Below are 18,281 nucleotides of genomic sequence, written 5' to 3'. Positions count from 1 at the left end.
AAGATGAGTAAAAATCGGCAGAAAAACAGTAAATCTAAATTTTACTTATTATCTCAAAATTATGTCTGGTTTAGCCTATCGATCATTTTTGCGAGCTGTCTGAGTATTACTGGATGGAGTCAAACAAAAGATAATCAAGCGCGGATTAATGTGAATTCTCAAGTGATTGAGGATCAAGTCACGCTGCGAGTTAAAGTTACTAAAGACAATAAAAGTCAATCAGATTTAAAAAAAAATAACTTTTCTATATATATAGATTGCAAGCAACAGAATGTAAATCAAGAATGCCAACTGAGTCCAGGAGAATTTGATTTTAGAAATCCTCAGCAATCTACTCCATTGCCAACAAGAATTGTATTACTTCTAGACCTCAGCGGCAGTATGAAGAAGTTAGATAAAGGAGGTGAACCGAAACTACAGGGAGCAGTGAATGCTATTCAAGAATTCATTAACATTTTAGCTGAACGTCAAGGCGATAATCAAATGGCGATCGTGCCTTTTAGCGATCAAGGTACCTATACAAGTTGTGAAAGCTATGAAGTAACAAATAATGAATTAAATAATTTTAGTTCTCCCGCTAATCAAGAAGAAAAGCAACAACTTAAAAATTATTTAAGCCAATTGCAAAAAAATCGAGCGCGTATTTGTGGGGAAACAAATCTTTATCAATCTTTAGCTAAAACTGTCAGTTTTTTAGGTGATTTCAACTTGCAAAATCAATCTCAAAATGGCAATTCTAACCAGCCTCAGCTACATGTAGTACTGCTCTCTGATGGATTTGACACTGCGGGTTTTGATAAAAGTTCTAAGAATAGATGCGATACAAACCATTTTGCAAAACTCAAAGCAGAGATTCTAGAGCAATATCGGGGAGTAGTTACAATCCATACATTAGGATATGGTCGCACACCACAAGAACTAGGAAAAATATACCAGCTTCCTAGAGGAAAGTCGGCTGAATGTACAGATATTGAAAAAATAGCTAATCGAGAAGAACGTCAAAATTTTGAGTCAGAATTAGTTGACCAAAAACACTTGCAACAAATAGCAGATTTCACTGGGGGAATTCACGAATTTTCTGGGAATGCTAAAGAGATTTCTCAAAGATTTAAGGATATTTTGAATACTATTCTTGATGAGTATCAGATTACTTACACACAAAAAAATGCTGATACAGCCTCTAAACATAACGTCCGTGTAGTTGTTAATTCTGTGGCTAGTGAGGAAGTCAGTTATAGTATGCCTTTTGTATTTTTAGTGCCATTTAATATTAGGCTATGGATAATATTTATTTTTGTGATTTTGCCTTTAAGTTTTGCCATATTCCTGTTGTATCTGTTAGCAGGAGAGATTAAGAAACAGGCTCAATGAGTAAGGAATGGGGAATGGGAAACTCGGGGCCCCCGCTCCCGGAGGGAGTGGGGATTAGGGGTAATGGGAAGGTTTAAAATTGATAAGACAAGTAAATAAAAGTATAAACACGTAAATTATTAGTGTCATTTGTGTTATAAGTTGATGTATCAGCGATAATCGGCTTACTCTTAATATGGTTAAGTACAAGTTATTGCTAACACTCAAAGACTCTGGTGAGCGGCTGGAGCATGATTTTAACCTCAATCAAAATCACGAAAATAATCCTGATTTGTTTTTTACCTATGAGGTTTGTCAGGAACTTCGCACTCAGTTACAAAATAGAAGTCAGCGGCGAATTAATGACACGAATCTTAACTATTTAGTGAAGGTTTGGATTCAAGATATTAAACAAGGTTATAGAGATACTGTGATTTCGCTGAATCTTCCTCTACTTTCAGGGGCAAACATTGAGGATTTGAGCGAAGCTGGCAATCAAAATCTACCAACTCTGATTACTCCGAATTTACTAAATATAGAACCTCAAGGTGGTGCTTTACCATCTTTAATATTTTAATTAATGCCATAAATAGTAAGATTTGCATAGACAATGTTAAACGTCACAATTACACCTCATCGTGAATTTTTGCCTGCTGAAAATGCTGAGCAAAAACTGTTTATAATGCTGAAAATGCGTCCAACTAAACAGGTGGCAAATTCTCGTCCTTCTACTACATTTGTGTTGTTGATAGATACTAGTGGCTCGATGGATGAGGTGGTGATTGGTGAACCGCAAGCAACTGGCAGAACTTATTATGATGATGGCAAAGAATGGATGGAAGTAACAGGGGCTAAGTCGAAGGGGGATATAGTTATAGAATCCCTGTTAGCACTGATTCATTCAGGTAAATTGAGCCAAAGCGATCGCATTGCAATTGTGCGCTTTAATGAGCAGGCTGCTAGTATAATTGGATTGACATCAGCCACACAAGTCAAGCATTTAGAAGATGCGATCGCTCAACTTCATCACTGTTCTGGTGGTACGCGAATTGGCAGTGGTTTACGCCAAGCGTTTCACATCCTTGGTGAGCAACAGATGACTTGTCTACGCACCTTATTATTTACCGATGGTCAAACCATCGATGAAGACTTATGTCAAGAGCTAGCCAGAGAATTCGCTCTGAAAAATATTCCCATCACAGCATTAGGAGTAGGCGACTTTAATGAAGACTTGCTCAATTATTTAAGTGACGTTACTGGAGGTCGCTCTTTCCATGTAGTCACAGATAAAACTAGCGATATTGCTGTCTCGATTACCGATTTACCAAACAAAATTATCGAAGAATTTAGTCTAGCTCAACAAGATGTAATTACCAATTTAGCCCTAGATGTCAAAACCGTCAAAGGAGTAAAACTAACTCGCATCGTCCGCGCTTATCCTTCACAAGCAGAATTTCCCTTACATCAAGACACCCATCCACTTGGGAATGCCTCAGCAAATGATGAAACTATTTTCATTTTGGAATTTACAATCGACAGTCGTCCAGCATCTCGAATTCGGATTGCCCAACTCGGTTTAACTTATGATATTCCTAGTCAAAATAAACGTGGTGAGCTACCAATTCAAAATGTCATTGTACAATTTGTTGCCGGACAAAACTTTGCTGCTCAAGTTGACCAAGAAGTGATGGGATATATACAACAATGTAACATTTCTCAATTAATTAATGAAGCTGCTAAAGCCTCAGAAATTGGTAACTTTGTGCGAGCTGAAGAACTTTTAGAAACAGCTCAACGCATGACTATGCGCGTAGGTAATGAGGCTATGACTAAATCTCTTTTAAGCGCTCAAGATGAATTAAGAAAAACCCGTAAAATATCTCCCGATACACGTAAAACTATCAAAATGGGAGCTAAAGGTAAAACTATTAAAATGAGTACCAGTTTAGATGACGAAATTTCCGAAGAACAAATGCGTCAAGTTTCAGGTACTTAAAATATTACAAATTTTCAGAGGTTTGATTTATGAGCATAATTTGTCACGCTTGTGGCTATGAGCGTAATCCCCCCAGCGCTCAAAAATGTGAAGTCTGTTCTTCTGAACTTTCCGTAGTCACACCGCAACCTCAACAACCCTCATTAGAAAAAGATTTAACCATCGAAACTAGCCTACCCAAACCGCCACTATCTTATACTGACTATCCTACTAGCATTGAGATTCAGCCAGCAACACCACAAATAGTCTATGACGACCCACCGCCACCAATTAATATTCAACCACCAACACCACAAATAGTCTATGACGACCCACCGCCACCAATTAATATTCAACCACCAACACCACAAATAGTCTATGATGACCAACCCCCGCTAATTAATATTCAACCAGCAACGCCACAGCCACCATATTTTGAGCAAACTCCCAGCAACTCAATTTCCTCAGCTATGAATATTAAATGTCCTCAATGTGGATACGATAGCAACTTACCTAGCACAGAGTTTTGTGAGGTTTGCGGGTATGAATTGAGTTCTATAGCTTTAAATTCACATCAACACTCTGAACCAGTAAAAATTGAGGAAGAACCAAATTATCCATCCTATTTTAAAGCACCAACTACAGAAATTCAGCCACCAGAAGCGCAAACTTCACCTAGTTCGATAAGTTCGTCCGTAAATGCTCCTATTCCTATACCTAGCATTCAAACTATAAAACTGATCTCTAAGCAAGCAGGTTCACCAATCTCAGAATTTGTTCTAGAAGATAGCAATATAATTGGACGATTTGACCCTGATTTAGGGCCAGTAGAAATCGATTTAGAAGGTTTTGTAGGAGCTGATTATATCTCTCGAAATCATGCGGAAATTTATCGCGAAGGAAGTCAATGGAAAATCAAAGACTTGGGATCTGAAAATGGGGTTTTCTTAAAACGGGTTGATCAAACTCGCTTTAGTGCCAGAATTACTACACCGGAAATTTTAAATATTGGGGACGAAGTAGCATTTGGTAGAATTCGTTTTGTTTTTCAAAGTTCTTAGTAACTACATACACTTGCAAGGAGGTTGAGCGATATCAAGTTTATTTTATTTTGAATTGCCTATGAATATCTCCACAACTGATGCTCCTAATATTCTAGTGATTCAAGAAAACATCTGTTTTCAAATTGACCTGTTTTGCATAGAAGTGAAAGCTTATCTCGGTCTATTTGCTGATGTTCATTATTTTCATGTCAATATTCATAAATTTGAGAATAACAGTAGGCTTGATGAAGTTAATTTAGAAAGATTGGGATTATTGCGTGTAGGAGATGTTGATGGTAATCTCAATTTAGAACTACAACTAAGGCAGGTTCTTGATAACCACAAAATGGTTGCGGAATTATTATGCTCTACAGAGGATTGGATAGTTATTAATTGCTCATCAGAACAAGCTGTAGAAGCAGATATTGAGTTATCTTTAAACCCTATTTTTATTCCAGAAACTCTGCTGGATGAGTCTGAATATTTAGAAGAAGAATTTTTAGAACCACGAGCATTAGTATCTAAATTGCCTAGTAGTAAAAGAATACTACTTAGCTATTTGCCAGAGCCAGAAAAGACACTTTTAGCTTGGCTAAAACAAGACCATACTTTAGAAACATGCTTATCGTTGGCTATTCAAGTATGCCAGTTTTTTCGCTACGTTTATCAACAAGGATGGTGCTTTGTTCAAATTACACCAGCTTTTGTTCAGATAGGCACACTGATTCAATTTTTTGATTTGACAGGAATTTGTGGTGTTGGTCAAAAGCTTAGCTATGGCTTAACAGGAGATTATTGTGCTTGCGAACTAGCTTTAGGTTATCCAATTGATGAGCAGATGAGTACCTATATTGTAGGTATTTTGTTGTATCAATCTATTCATCATCAACTTCCTAATCTGGATGACCCTGGCAAACTGATAATCAGACCGATTCCTCGAATTTACCAAATTATTAGTATTTGCTTGGCATCGTTTGGCGATCGCTTTTCTTTATCGCAACTACTCAGCATTCTAATTGAAACCAGACAATCATACAATACACCACAAATTCGATGGTGCGTGGCCAGTCGTTCCACTGTAGGTTTATCACCAAGTCGTCTGCAAAATGAGGATAGCTATGGTGTCAAACAACATTACTCAAATCAGTCTGAGGCTTTAATTTTGGCAGTTATAGCCGATGGTATGGGAGGCATGGCCCAAGGTGAAATAGCCAGTCAATTCGCTGTTAAGACAGTTTTAGAAGCAGCTATACCTATTAGTTTAAAAAGTGCGGCAGACCGCGCCAAATGGTTAACTACTTTAGTGCAAAAAGCTAACGAATCTGTATCTCAACATGTACAAGATGGAGGAACTACACTAAGTCTTGTGTTAGCAGTCAATAGAGAATTAATGATTGCTCATATCGGTGATAGCCGGATTTTTTTATTACGGAACGGTTGTATATGTCAGTTAAGTGAGGATCATTCTATGGTAGCTATGCTACTCGCTAATGGTCAAATTAGCTATGAAGAAAGTCAAGAGCATCCAGACCGTAGTGTTTTGCTTAAGTCTCTTGGGAGTAAACGTAAAATTAGCGAGGATTATCTCCAAGATTTAAGCCGTTTTGGCTCAAGTTTATCAATGACTTTAGAAGATGGAGATACTTTAATCCTTTGCTCAGATGGTATTTGGGATTTAGTTTCTATGGATGAGTTAGCAGAAGTTTTTGTTACTAATCAAAACTTACAAGTTGCTGCTAATACAACAATTGATCAAGTCATTTATAGAGGAGCTATTGATAATGCAACTATTCTTGTATTGCAATGTTCTATAGAAAAATATTACGAGTGAATTTACGCTTAATGCGAATTAAATAATTCGTAATTCGTAATTCGTAATTAATTTTTGTAATAGGGATTTCACCCCAACACAAAACTTGCCGATTATAGAAGCGGGGGACTTAAACCCACGGAACGTGTTAAAAGCTTTAATCTTGTAGGGGGTGTTACGGACGCAAGTCCTAATGCACCGAAGATATCCGGCTGGATTAAAAATAAATTGTTGATTATTAAATTTAAAAATTATGTCCAATCTTTGCTCTTGTTGCTTAACAATTAACCCAGATGACAAGTTAAAATGCTTGAGTTGTGGTGCAGAGCTTTCCTTGATAGCTGAAAGCAATTCAGAGTTTGTTGCTCCTAATCATTTACCTCCAGGAACATTTCTGAAAGATCATCAATATCAATTAGAAAAAACTTTGGGTCAAGGAGGATTTGCTATTACATATCAAGCAAAAGATTTAGTTAATAGCTCTAGGTATGTTGCTATTAAAGAACTCTGGCCAGATAGAGCCGGGAGAGAAGATTTAAAAGTTAAATGGCCGTATTCTATACCCCCACTGGAGCGCCAAGAACAAATCAATAAGTTTCAGGATGAAGCACAAAATTTGCAAGGTTTAGCTAAATTTAAACATCCCAGTATTGTTAAGATATATGATTGGTTTGAAGAGAATAGTACTGTCTATATAGTAATGGAATTTATCGATGGTAAAACCTTACATAACATTTTAAAAGAAGAAGGAATTCTCTCAGAAAACAGGATAAAAAAATATTTTTTACAATTAGCCTATGCTCTGAAGATTATTCATGAAAATAATTTGCTGCACAGAGATATTAAACCAGACAATATTATTATCAATCATCAAGATAGAGCAGTATTAATAGATTTTGGTGCTTCTAGAGAGTTTTTAGCAGGTCGCAGCAAAAACATGACGCGAATTTGGACTCCTGGATATGCCCCGCCAGAGCAGTATTCTTATCGAGCCACCCGTCATCCCAGTGCAGATATTTACTCTTTATGTGCTGCAATGTATGAGTTACTCACTGGGCGACTTCCTGCTGATGCTTTAGATAGGGTGAACTCGAAAACGACAACTCTCGGCGGCAATGATTCTCTAATTCCTCTACGTCAGGTAGTCGGTAGTCTTAGCCCTTTGATAGAAAGAATCATTCTCACTGGGATGAATTTGAAAGTAGAGGAGCGATTTCAGGATGCAAACTATCTCATTGAAGCTTTAAATGGTAATTACATATCTCCCCTTCTAACTCAGGCGCGGGAATTAGTTAGGCAAGGGAATTTATTACAAGCGGCTCAAGTGTATCAGCATTGTCTGCTGGAAGAACCAGAAAATAGTAAAGCTGCTGTTGAAAAAGCTTTGGTTTTGATTCATCTTAATGATTCGCAAGCAGAAGCTGCTGTACAGCAAGCACTTCAACTTCTACCTGATGATGGCAGACTTCATGGACTTTTGGGGCTACTTTATTGTCGTCAGTCTAATTGGTCAGAAGCTGTTAAACAGTTGCAACGGGCGGTGAATTTGGCTCGTAACGAGTCTTGGATATGGGCTAATTTGGGATGGGCGCTTGTTAAGTGCGGTCAGTGGAAACAGTCTGTAGTTGCAGTAAATAAAGCTTTAGAACTCGATGAGCATTCAACTTTTGCATTGGGTTTAAAAGCTTGGATGGCTGTTAATCAGAAGCAATGGCAATTTGCAATCCCGGCTGCACGACAAGCTATCTCAAGTTCTCAACAAATTAACTCTCAACATGCTCAGAGTTTGCAAGCATGGATATATCCTTGCTTGTTGGTTGCACTTCATAATGAAACTAAGACAACTACTTCTGAGCTAGAGATATGTTTGCAAGAGTACATGACTCAGGTACCTGATAATAATTTTGCACATGGGTTTAAAGGTTGGTTGCAAGCTTCACAAGGTCAATGGGCTAATGCATTAGTTGAGTTTGAGCAAGGAGCATCTAAACCAAAAGTACCTTTTTGGATAATTCTCAACCTGGGCATTGCTTATGAACATGTGAGAAACTCGCAAGCAGCAATCAAAGTTTATCAAGATTGTCATCAGGTGAATTCTAAAGACGCTTTTGTATTATTTCGTTTAGGCACAACTCTTGGACAGGAGGCTCAAAGATTAGGACAACGAGAGCTATGGTTAAAAGCCTGTTTATTTTTAGAATTGGCGTCTCAAGTCAACCCTGATTATGCAGAAGCCTATCACAATTTAGGTTGGGTTTTGCATCATATTAGAAATGAGCATGGGTTGATTGATAATTATCCAAAGGTATTAGGTGTATATCGTCAAGCTATTCAACTTTATGAACAGCAAAATCAACCAATATTGGCACAAGGAATTAAACAAGCTTTTGATTTAATAGGGTTAAAACTATAGGGCTTATTTTTTTAAAACTGTTCCCTTTTTCAGATCTTGCACCTTTCAAACTGTCAGTCGCAAAACTTACCTAATTGTTCGGCTTCGCTCTCTACCGCCAGGGATTGTAAATCCCTGTCTTATAGCAAAAGTCCATTAGAAATGGACTAAATGCAGAGACAAATAGATATGTAATTTTTATAACTTTATTGCGGCAGACTCATTATTTTCACTGGCAGATGCAAGATGTGAGCTTCCCTTCTTCGATGAACAACAAGAACCCCAACTCATTTAATTACGAATTACGAATTACGATTTGCCTAGTTGCTAATCGTGATATTTAAAGAAGATTCTGTAGTCAATATCAATCGGGGACGACAACTGTAGCTCCGTTATGATGATTAAGTGACCAGCGGTGGTCAATTTCCGCTGAGGAAAACTGACAAATTTCTTCTAATCGTTTTTGTTGTGCTGCGGCTTTTCGCAGAGTAATAATTAGCTGATTTACTTGATGTCGTAATTCGGGGTTGTCGCTGACTGCTAACATGGTTTGTCTTTCTAGAAGTTGGAGTAGAAGTTCGTAGTGGATAGGTGAAGGTAGAGGAATTTGCTCCATGAAGTTAAGTTTTAATTTCAAATTTGGGATGTTGTATTAGTCGCATTTAGTCTCTTGCTAATAAATTGTTACACAGAAAATAACTATTTCCTTAGTGCTAGAACTTAGAGAGCAATGAAGATTTAGCAAAGAGATTGGTAATGCGTTGGGCAATTTCTGCGTGTTTCTAAGTAACTTAGTTTACCAATTACGCAGGGTATTTACGGTTGCAGAGCTTGGGTGCGGCAACTCTGTTAGAAATGCCTTGGTAGTATACGGGCGATCGCTAAACTAGGATCTGGTTGTTTGACCAAAGATTCACCAATCAGGACAGCAGCTGCACCAGCTGTAGATACCAAACTCAAATCATCTGGGTTGTGCAATCCTGACTCGCTCACAACTAGGATTTTCCCTTCTTGCAATTGGCTACCCCTTGCAGCTAGCAGTTGACAAGTAGTTTGCAGGTCAACAGAGAAATCCTCCAAATTGCGATTGTTGATTCCTATTAAGGATACGCCATCTAAGGCCAACACGCGATCCAGTTCTGCCAAATTGTGGACTTCAATCAAGGCTACCATGTTGAGGTTGCGAGCAATTTTGATGAAATATTGCAAATCTTGGTCACTGAGGATTGCAGCAATCAATAAAACCGCATCTGCGCCTTGAATCCGTGCCAAATACATTTGGTAAGGATAGATAACAAAATCCTTACACAATAGAGGTAAATCGACTGCGGCACGGATTTTAGCTAAATTGTCAAAACCGCCTTGAAAAAACTTGGCATCCGTTAACACCGAAATACAACTAGCACCACCTTGTTGATAGGACAAAGCGATCGCAACTGGATCAAAATCTTCTCGAAAAACGCCTTTACTAGGAGAAGCTTTTTTGACTTCCGCAATCAATGCGGGCTTTGTCTTACCTTGGCGCAGGGCTGCTACAAAATCACGGGTGGGTGGTGCAGAAAGTGCTTGCTTTTGCAACTCTTGTAAAGGCACCCTTTCGCGCATTTGATCAACCTCTGATTCTTTATGCCAGACAATCTCTTCTAGAATATTGTTCGGCGCAGCGTTTGGTAAAGCAACCTGATAACGCAAGATAGATACGGCAATCGATGGATTGGGTTGACGGCGACGGATTTGCATGTTGGGGAGTGGGGATGAGGGGAGTGGGGGCAACTGACAGGTGTAGGTTTTTAATATTTTGCGTTTTGAGCGACGCGGAGACGGTGAGACGCAGGGACGAGGAGAAAGATTTCGGAACGCAAAAATAGGCTTTTTCGGATTGAATGTAAAATACCTACACCTGTGAGGCAGGGGGCAGGGAGGAGGGGGAGAATTACGAATTACGTTAGCGTTAGCGAAGCGGTAGCGAGGTACGAGCGTCAGCGGTAGCGAGTCCTCGATAGCGTTAGCGTTAGCGAAGCGGTAGCGAGTCCTCGAGCGTCAGCGGTAGCGAGGTACGAGCGTCAGCGTTAGCGACGCAGGAGCGTCGCGTCATTACGAATTACGAATTCCCCATTCCCTAAATTGCGATCGCTCGTTTATACGCTTCGTCCAGCACTTCTGAAAGTGTGGGGTGGGCGTGAACTAAATGAGCAAGGGTATGGACGGATTGACGGTTGGCAACCGCTGCTGAGGCTTCGTGAATTAAGTCTGAGGCGTGAAGTCCAAAAATGTGAACGCCTAAAACCTCACCTGTGTCTTGGCGATACACCACCTTAGCTATACCGTCAGCTTCATTTTCTGCCAACGCTTTAGAATTACCTTTGAAGTAACTCTTACTTGTGGCAATTTCAAACCCTTCCGCTTGCCCTAAATCTTTGGCAGCTGTTTCTGTTAAGCCCACATAGCTAACTTCTGGATGGGTAAATGCGGCGGCGGGGATGCTACGGTAATCGACTGTCCGTTCTCGTCCCACTATATTTTCCACTGCCACGATGCCTTGGGCAGAAGCTGCATGAGCCAGCATCATTTTGCCATTAGCGTCGCCAATTGCCCATAAATGGGGAACTAGCTCACCTGCTGATAATACCGCCATGCGATCGTCAACTGGGATAAAGTTTCGCCGATCAAGTTCTACACCCACAGACTCTAAACCGAGATTTTGCGTCGCTGGGATGCGTCCTGTTGCTACCAAGCAAGCATCCACCTCAATCACATCTAAATCTGATTTTGTTTTGAAATCTGCCAACTCAATCACCACTGGCGAACCAGGGATAACTTTTTTGGCGTAAATCCCTACTTTAGTTTCAATATCGCGGGGAGTAATTAACACCCGTTCGGCAAGTTTGGCTATATCGCGGTCGAATCCCGGCATTAGCTGATCTAATGCTTCAATTAAAGTAATTTCACAGCCCAAAGCCGAGTAAATATCCGAAAATTCCAAGCCGATGTAACCACTGCCAATAATTGCCACCCAATCTGGTAATGTTTCTAACTTGACACCTTGATCACTGGTGAATACCGTTTTGCCATCTATCTCAATCCCTGGTGGTACAAAAGGAATCGAACCAGGGGAAAGAATGATGTCTTTGGCTGTGATGTTTCTTTCGCTACCATCAACAGTCACACTGACCTTTTGTGTCCCAGCAACTTTTCCCCAGCCCCTGATAATATCAACTCCCAGGCGTTTGAGACTGTTAGTTAAATCGCCTTGAATCTTCGCTACTAGATTATCAGCATGGTTAGCGATCGCTTGGCGATCAAACTCCACATTTCCCACTTGAATGCCTAGCGACTTCAGGTGATGGGCATCGCGTAACTCCCGCACACGTCCAGATGCCGCTAGCAGGGCTTTAGAAGGAATACAGCCACGATTGACACAGGTTCCTCCCATGTCAGCAGCTTCGATAATCGCTGTTTTGAGACCACAGCTGACAGCGTGTAGGGCTGCGCCATGTCCACCCACACCAGCGCCGATAATCACCAAATCATAATCAAATCCATGACTCACATTAGTTTCCCCGTGTGCTTCGCCTATTTATTCTCAACTTGACTAGCAACCAGTGCAACCCCTTTCAAATTTTATGTTGCTAAATCAAATTATGATGCACCTGAGCGAGCGAAGAAATTCGTATCTTCAATATTATTGTAAACTTTTCGTTTTTACGTTACATTGCTGGCGTTTTCTCCCGATCCATCTCCTGAAAAAGCCAATCTCCACCCCCACTCCGAATTAGTATAAGCTGAAGGATGTAGAATTCATCAAGGCTTAGGATTTCCACAGGCGATCGCCCGATGTGTATTCCCAAAATTAGTGAGTTTACTATCCGTCGTTATGCCAACGCTAAATCTTTTCAGAGAGGCGAGGCATACTATGAGGCAGGTGCTGTTATTAGCGTCACCCAACGTGGTCACATGCTATATGCAGAAGTCGAAGGTAGTGAGGCTAGACCCTATCGTGTCAACTTGAGTTTTGATAGTCAGGGATTGATAGATGTTAGCTGCACCTGTGCTTACGATTTTGATGGGTGGTGTAAACATATTGTGGCGACGATGCTAGTTTGTACGCGTCATGCAGACACTATTGAGCAGCGTCCTACTCTCGAACAATTACTTGATCGCTTGGATCATATTCAAACTCAAACACTGGTGCAAGAGTTGGTAGCAGAATATCCGCAACTGATTGAGATGATTGACAATCATGTCAGTTTGATGACAAATCCAACTCCCAAATCTCAAATCATCAAATCTGTGCCCCCCAATGCGATTGATGTGGCCCCTGTACAGCGGCAAGTGCGGCAGATTTTTCGAGATGCAGTGCGCCATTTTGAGGAGGGTTATGAAGAAGACCCGATTACTGACGAATTACTGAGTGTAGTGCAAATTGCCAGTGATTTTAGCGAACGTGGGGAAGGTAATAATGCGATCGCCATCTTAGAAGCGATTACCTCTACTTGTGTGGAAAACTGGTATGATGTCGCCGAGTACGGTGCTGAAAACGATGAAATTGCCTGGGAATTAAATGATGCTTGGTGTGAGGCAATTCTCACCACCGAACTCACTCCAGAGGAAACAGTCGATGTGCAAGTGAATTTGGAAGCATGGCAAGACGAGTGGAACGCTGATTTTAGAATGAGTTTAGAAGCTTTGCAGCAGGGTTGGGATTATCCACCACTGGTGAGAATTCTCCAAGGAAATATGATCGAAGAGGGACTATGGCAAGGAGAATCACCAGACTATGCAGATAATTTAGTATTGAGTCGCTTAAAAATTCTCGAACGTCAAGAGCGTTATCAAGAATACCTGTATTTGGCAGAAGTGGCAGGGCAAAATCGACAGTATTTAACAATGCTGGGGCAATTGGGCAGGGTAGAAGAAGCAATGAACGCAGCCCAAACTCAAATGAACTCAATGGAAGAAGCCTTTGCCCTGGCTAGAACCCTCAGAGAACAGGGAGCATTACCACAAGCATTACATATTGCTCAGATGGGATTGAAGCTACCAGGCAACTGTCAATATGACTTGGGAAGTTGGACGAGTGATTTAGCCGAAGCATTGGGAGATGAGACTGCAACTTTGGCAGCAGTTAAAGCCGCTTTTCAAGCTCACCCTTCCTTCGCAGACTACCAGAGAATAGAACAGTTAGCTGGCGAAAACTGGGAAGGTATTAAAACAGACTTGCTAAAAAGTACACGCAACTGTGGAATTTGGGGAACAGAATCAGCAAAGGTTGATATTTTTTTATATGAAGGGCTAATTGATGATGCAATTGCGATCGTTGCTGAACTCAGTTCCTATTATTCTGAGTTAATTCACCGAGTCATGGATGCCGCAATCTCTCATAATCCCAGCTGGGTAATTGCTAATGCCCATCGCCGTGCTGCAAAAATTATGGATGCGAGTAAAGCAGAATACTACAGTGAAGCAGTTGAGTGGTTAAAAAAAGCACGCGCCGCTTACTTGGAATCGGGGAAACGGGCAGACTGGTTAAACTATCGAGAAAAACTAATCCAAACTCATGCGCGTAAACGTAAATTGATGGAAATGTTCAAACAAAAAGGTATGGAGTAAATCGTAAATCGTAAATCGTAATTCGTAATTCGTAATTCGTAATGACGCGACGCTCCTGCGTCGCTACCGCTGACGCTCGAGGACTCGCTACCGCTTCGCTAACGCTAACGCTATCGAGGACTCGCTACCGCTTCGCTAACGCTAACGTAATTCGTAATACTTCGACTTCGCTCAGTACAAGTTCGTAATTCGTAATTAATAAGCTAAAAAACATCTAAATTACATAATCAAATTAAATAAAACTCTTGTGGAGTGGGCATCTTGCCCGCTCTAATTATGCAAGTTATATGTGGAACAGCTTAGGACTTACGCACTGTACAAAATAACTATCTTGTGTATCAATGTAAATACGTTGTTTCAGGCTTTTGTCAATCACCCTTGATTGGGTGCGATCGCTAAAATTTCATTGAAAAATCTAGCTATAAGCCTTGAAAACTATACCTGTTATTTTGACTTTTCTGTCAATGCGTAAGTCCTATATACGTTTCAAAAACAGAAACCAAAAGCGCGATCGCTCCTCGCCTCTATAAAATTAGAATAAATTTTCAGTAATATCTCGCAGAACAACAGAATAATTATTTCATGAGAGCAATGTCTCTCAACAAGCCAGTGCGTGTTTACGCGCTTGCTCAAATTCTCATTTTCCGTATACCCCCACACCCTTACACCCCTAGCCAAAGTGCAAAATAAACAGTGGATTTTTAGGTGCTTTTTACCAAACTTTAGCCGTTACAGTTTAACTTTGTTGCTGAGTGTAGTTTTGCTATCTGATAGTGTAAGTGCAACACTAAGGAATAGATCATTGCAGATTGCACAACAGTCAACAACCCAGCAAGATGCAACTCGCGCGGCAGCAGAACGACTCTTACAAGAAGGGTTGGAACTTTACAAACAAGGAACAGCAGAATCACTGCGAAAAGCAATTGAGAAATGGCAAGAAGCACTCAAGCTTTGGCGACAAGTGGACGATAAAGCAGGGGAAGCATTCACACTTGTTTGTATGGGCAAAGTCTACGACTCATTAGGAGAAAAGCAACAAGCTCTTTCATACTACAACCAAGCTTTACCAATATACCGTGCAGTCGGGGACAAGGGAGGGGAAGCCACCACCCTCAACAATATTGGCGCTGTCTACTCTTCATTAGGAGAAAAGCAACAAGCTCTTTCATACTTCAACCAAGCTTTACCAATATTCCGTGCAGTCGGGTACAAGGCAGGGGAAGCCAACACCCTCAACAATATTGGCAGTGTCTACGATTCATTAGGAGAAAAGCAACAAGCTCTTTCATACTTCAACCAAGCTTTACCCATACTCCGTGCAGTCGGGGACAAGGGAGGGGAAGCCACCACCCTCAACAATATTGGCGCTGTCTACTCTTCATTAGGAGAAAAGCAACAAGCTCTTTCATACTTCAACCAAGCTTTACCAATATTCCGTGCAGTCGGGTACAAGGCAGGGGAAGCCAACACCCTCAACAATATTGGCAGTGTCTACGATTCATTAGGAGAAAAGCAACAAGCTCTTTCATACTTCAACCAAGCTTTACCCATACTCCGTGCAGTCGGGGACAAGGCAGGGGAAGCCAACACCCTCAACAATCTTGGCGGTGTCTACTCTTCATTAGGAGAAAAGCAACAAGCTCTTTCATACTTCAACCAAGCTTTACCAATATTCCGTGCAGTCGGGTACAAGGCAGGGGAAGCCAACACCCTCAACAATATTGGCTTTGTCTACGATTCATTAGGAGAAAAGCAACAAGCTCTTTCATACTACAACCAAGCTTTACCAATATACCGTACAGTCGGGGACAAAGCAGGGGAAGCCAACACCCTCAACAATATTGGCGCTGTCTACGACTCATTAGGAGAAAAGCAACAAGCTCTTTCATACTTCAACCAAGCTTTACCCATACTCCGTGCAGTCGGGGACAAGGCAGGGGAAGCCAGAACCCTCAACAATATTGGCAGTGTCTACGACTCATTAGGAGAAAAGCAACAAGCCCTTTCATACTACAACCAAGCTTTACCCATACTCCGTGCAGTCGGGGACAAGGCAGGGGAAGCCAACATCCTCAACAATCTTGGCGCTGTCTACGACTTATTAGGAGAAAAGCAACAAGCTCTTTCATACTACAACCAAGCTTTACCCATACGTCGTGCAGTCGGGGACAAAGCAGGGGAAGCCAACACCCTTTACAGTATTGCTTTTACAGAACGCAACCAAGGCAACCTCAAACAAGCCCTGACTCAAGTTGAAGCTGCTATTAAAATTATTGAAGATTTACGTACCAAAGTTGATAGTCAAGAACTACGCGCTTCTTACTTTGCATCAAAGCAAGACGTTTACAAATTCTACATCGACTTGCTGATGCAGTTGCACAAAAAAGACCCAGCCAAAGGATACGATGCAATTGCACTGCAAGCAAGCGATCGCTCTCGTGCCCGTGGTTTAATTGAACTGTTAACACAAGCTAACATCGATATTCAAAAAGATATCGACCCCAAACTCTTAGCACAAGAACAACGTTTACAGTTACTAGTTGATGCCCAAGAAAAACAACTCTCACAACTAGCAAGCCAAAAAGAATCACCTGCCCAACTTCTAGCAGATACCAAAAAACAACTTGAAGACTTGCTCAAACAACAACAACAACTCAAAGAAAAAATCCGTGCCACTAATCCAGAGTATGCAAACCTCAAATATCCCCAACCTCTAACCTTAAACCAAATTCAGCAACAACTAGATAAAGACACCCTACTATTACAATATTCCTTGGGTGAAGAACACAGTTATCTTTGGGTAGTCACACCCAATTCTCTCCACACTTACGAACTCCCAAAACGCGAACAAATAGAAAAACTAGCCAAGAATTTATATAACAACTATCTCAGAAATCCGGGGATGCAGGGAGTTTCCCCAGAAGAAACAGCCAAAGCTGCTGATGAGTTGAGTAAACTGATTATTGCACCTGTTGCTGACAAGTTAGGACAAAAACGTTTAGTAATTGTCGGTGATGATGCTTTGCAATACATTCCTTTTGCTGCATTAACATCAGGAAAATCAACAGCAAACTATCAACCCCTAGTAGTCAACCACGAAATCATTAGCCTACCTTCCGCCTCAACCATTGCTATTATCCGCCAACAACTCAAAGGACGCGCCCAAGCACCAAAAACCCTAGCGATTCTTGCTGACCCTGTATTTACTGCATCAGATGAACGAGTTACAGGCAAATCTACAAATACTAACAATAATCTTGACTTAGAATTACAACAGTCTGCACTCAATCGCTCAACAAGAAACATCAACCGTGGTGAAATTAGTAGACTTCCAAATACTCGCACTGAGGCACAGGAAATACTTAAATTAGTGCCCTCAAATCATCTGCAAGCTTTTGACTTCGATGCTAACTACAATTGGATAACTAACAAACAACTCAGCCAATATCGCTTAGTACATTTTGCAACTCACGGTTTTCTCGATAGCACTAACCCAGAGTTATCAGGTATTGTGTTATCTCTAGTAGACAAGCAAGGCAAACCACAAAGAGGTTATCTGCGACTCAACGAAATCTTTAACCTCAACTTTCCCGCTGATTTGGTGGTGTTAAGTGCTTGTGAAACGGGATTGGGTAAGGAAGTGAAGGGAGAGGGATTAGTAGGGTTGACAAGAGGACTCATGTATGCAGGTGCGGCACGAGTTGTGGTGTCTTTGTGGAATGTGAACGATGAGGCAACATCGTTGTTGATGAGAGAATTTTATAGCAAGATGTTGCAGCGTGGGTTATCTCCGGCAGCGGCTTTGAGGGCAGCACAACTTAAACTCTGGCAACAACAAGAGTGGCGCAATCCTTATTCTTGGGCAGGTTTTACCCTACTTGGTGAATGGAAGTGATAGACATGTGTGTTGTTTCATAGTCACAAGAGGCAGGAAAGCAGGAACTCTTAGTAGGGGAGAGGGCTTGTTCATTAGACCTCTTGCAAAAGTCGGATACTCGCCAGAAAATAAATTTTCTGGCTGATAACTCAAGTCGGTTTCAACCGACTAATAAGCTAAAAAACATCTAAATTACATAATCAAATTAAATAAAACTCTTGTGG

Annotated in this window: 11 protein-coding genes; 8 read left to right on the top strand and 3 right to left on the bottom strand. The window is 40.9% G+C overall.

Going from position 1 to position 18,281, the window contains the following annotated elements; translation table 11 throughout:
- Positions 1-3 precede the first annotated feature (3 nt).
- The 6 genes from AC5JMF_RS15305 (at position 4) to AC5JMF_RS15280 (ending at position 8,591) form a co-directional block, all read left to right on the top strand.
- Complete coding sequence (locus tag AC5JMF_RS15305; protein WP_495796585.1) at positions 4-1,371, top strand: vWA domain-containing protein; 1,368 nt, start codon at positions 4-6, stop codon at positions 1,369-1,371.
- Positions 1,372-1,546: 175 nt separating this feature from the next.
- The gene (locus tag AC5JMF_RS15300) at positions 1,547-1,927 is read left to right on the top strand and encodes a hypothetical protein (RefSeq protein WP_495796584.1); all 381 of its coding nucleotides are present in this window, start codon (positions 1,547-1,549) and stop codon (positions 1,925-1,927) included.
- A 33-nt stretch (positions 1,928-1,960) separates the two neighbouring features.
- Positions 1,961-3,346 (top strand): vWA domain-containing protein, encoded by a 1,386-nt coding sequence (locus AC5JMF_RS15295; protein ID WP_495796583.1) that lies wholly within the window; start codon positions 1,961-1,963, stop codon positions 3,344-3,346.
- A 29-nt stretch (positions 3,347-3,375) separates the two neighbouring features.
- Positions 3,376-4,386 carry an FHA domain-containing protein gene (locus AC5JMF_RS15290; protein ID WP_495796582.1) on the top strand — a complete coding sequence of 337 codons (1,011 nt, stop codon included), beginning with the start codon at positions 3,376-3,378 and terminating at the stop codon, positions 4,384-4,386.
- 61 nt (positions 4,387-4,447) lie between these two features.
- Positions 4,448-6,199: a PP2C family protein-serine/threonine phosphatase gene (locus AC5JMF_RS15285; protein ID WP_495796581.1), complete on the top strand. Its 1,752-nt coding sequence runs from the start codon at positions 4,448-4,450 to the stop codon at positions 6,197-6,199.
- Between the two features lie 232 nt (positions 6,200-6,431).
- Positions 6,432-8,591, top strand: a complete 2,160-nt coding sequence (locus tag AC5JMF_RS15280) for a protein kinase domain-containing protein (RefSeq protein WP_495796580.1) — start codon at positions 6,432-6,434, stop codon at positions 8,589-8,591.
- Positions 8,592-8,934: 343 nt separating this feature from the next.
- On the opposite strand, the gene AC5JMF_RS15275 is transcribed toward AC5JMF_RS15280, so the two are convergent.
- From AC5JMF_RS15275 to lpdA, 3 genes are all read right to left on the bottom strand, one after another.
- Positions 8,935-9,186, bottom strand: coding sequence for a DUF5340 domain-containing protein (locus tag AC5JMF_RS15275; RefSeq protein WP_495796594.1), 252 nt, complete (start codon positions 9,184-9,186; stop codon positions 8,935-8,937).
- Between the two features lie 233 nt (positions 9,187-9,419).
- Positions 9,420-10,310: an indole-3-glycerol phosphate synthase TrpC gene (gene trpC, locus AC5JMF_RS15270; RefSeq protein WP_495796579.1), complete on the bottom strand. Its 891-nt coding sequence runs from the start codon at positions 10,308-10,310 to the stop codon at positions 9,420-9,422.
- A gap of 379 nt (positions 10,311-10,689) precedes the next feature.
- A complete protein-coding gene (lpdA, locus tag AC5JMF_RS15265) occupies positions 10,690-12,120 on the bottom strand; it encodes a dihydrolipoyl dehydrogenase (RefSeq protein WP_495796578.1) in 1,431 nt (476 codons plus the stop codon).
- Between the two features lie 284 nt (positions 12,121-12,404).
- Here lpdA and AC5JMF_RS15260 point away from each other — a divergent pair, with 284 nt between their 5' ends.
- Together AC5JMF_RS15260 and AC5JMF_RS15255 are read left to right on the top strand one after the other, a co-directional pair.
- Positions 12,405-14,180, top strand: coding sequence for an SWIM zinc finger family protein (locus AC5JMF_RS15260; RefSeq protein ID WP_495796577.1), 1,776 nt, complete (start codon positions 12,405-12,407; stop codon positions 14,178-14,180).
- A gap of 679 nt (positions 14,181-14,859) precedes the next feature.
- Positions 14,860-18,075: a CHAT domain-containing tetratricopeptide repeat protein gene (locus AC5JMF_RS15255; RefSeq protein WP_495796576.1), complete on the top strand. Its 3,216-nt coding sequence runs from the start codon at positions 14,860-14,862 to the stop codon at positions 18,073-18,075.
- Positions 18,076-18,281 lie beyond the last annotated feature (206 nt).

The sequence above is a fragment of the Desmonostoc vinosum genome (assembly GCF_059505385.1).
The sequence above is the reverse complement of the archived record's forward strand: the minus strand, read 5'-3'. Positions and strand labels throughout refer to the sequence as shown.

Excerpts from the sequence above, each read along its gene's own strand:
- AC5JMF_RS15280 (WP_495796580.1), top strand. The coding sequence starts at position 6,432 with ATGTCCAATCTTTGCTCTTGTTGCTTAACAATTAACCCAGATGACAAG.
- AC5JMF_RS15260 (WP_495796577.1), top strand. The coding sequence starts at position 12,405 with ATGTGTATTCCCAAAATTAGTGAGTTTACTATCCGTCGTTATGCCAAC.
- AC5JMF_RS15300 (WP_495796584.1), top strand. The coding sequence starts at position 1,547 with ATGGTTAAGTACAAGTTATTGCTAACACTCAAAGACTCTGGTGAGCGG.
- trpC (WP_495796579.1), bottom strand. The coding sequence starts at position 10,310 with ATGCAAATCCGTCGCCGTCAACCCAATCCATCGATTGCCGTATCTATC.
- AC5JMF_RS15295 (WP_495796583.1), top strand. The coding sequence starts at position 1,961 with ATGTTAAACGTCACAATTACACCTCATCGTGAATTTTTGCCTGCTGAA.
- AC5JMF_RS15290 (WP_495796582.1), top strand. The coding sequence starts at position 3,376 with ATGAGCATAATTTGTCACGCTTGTGGCTATGAGCGTAATCCCCCCAGC.
- AC5JMF_RS15285 (WP_495796581.1), top strand. The coding sequence starts at position 4,448 with ATGAATATCTCCACAACTGATGCTCCTAATATTCTAGTGATTCAAGAA.
- AC5JMF_RS15305 (WP_495796585.1), top strand. The coding sequence starts at position 4 with ATGAGTAAAAATCGGCAGAAAAACAGTAAATCTAAATTTTACTTATTA.
- AC5JMF_RS15275 (WP_495796594.1), bottom strand. The coding sequence starts at position 9,186 with ATGGAGCAAATTCCTCTACCTTCACCTATCCACTACGAACTTCTACTC.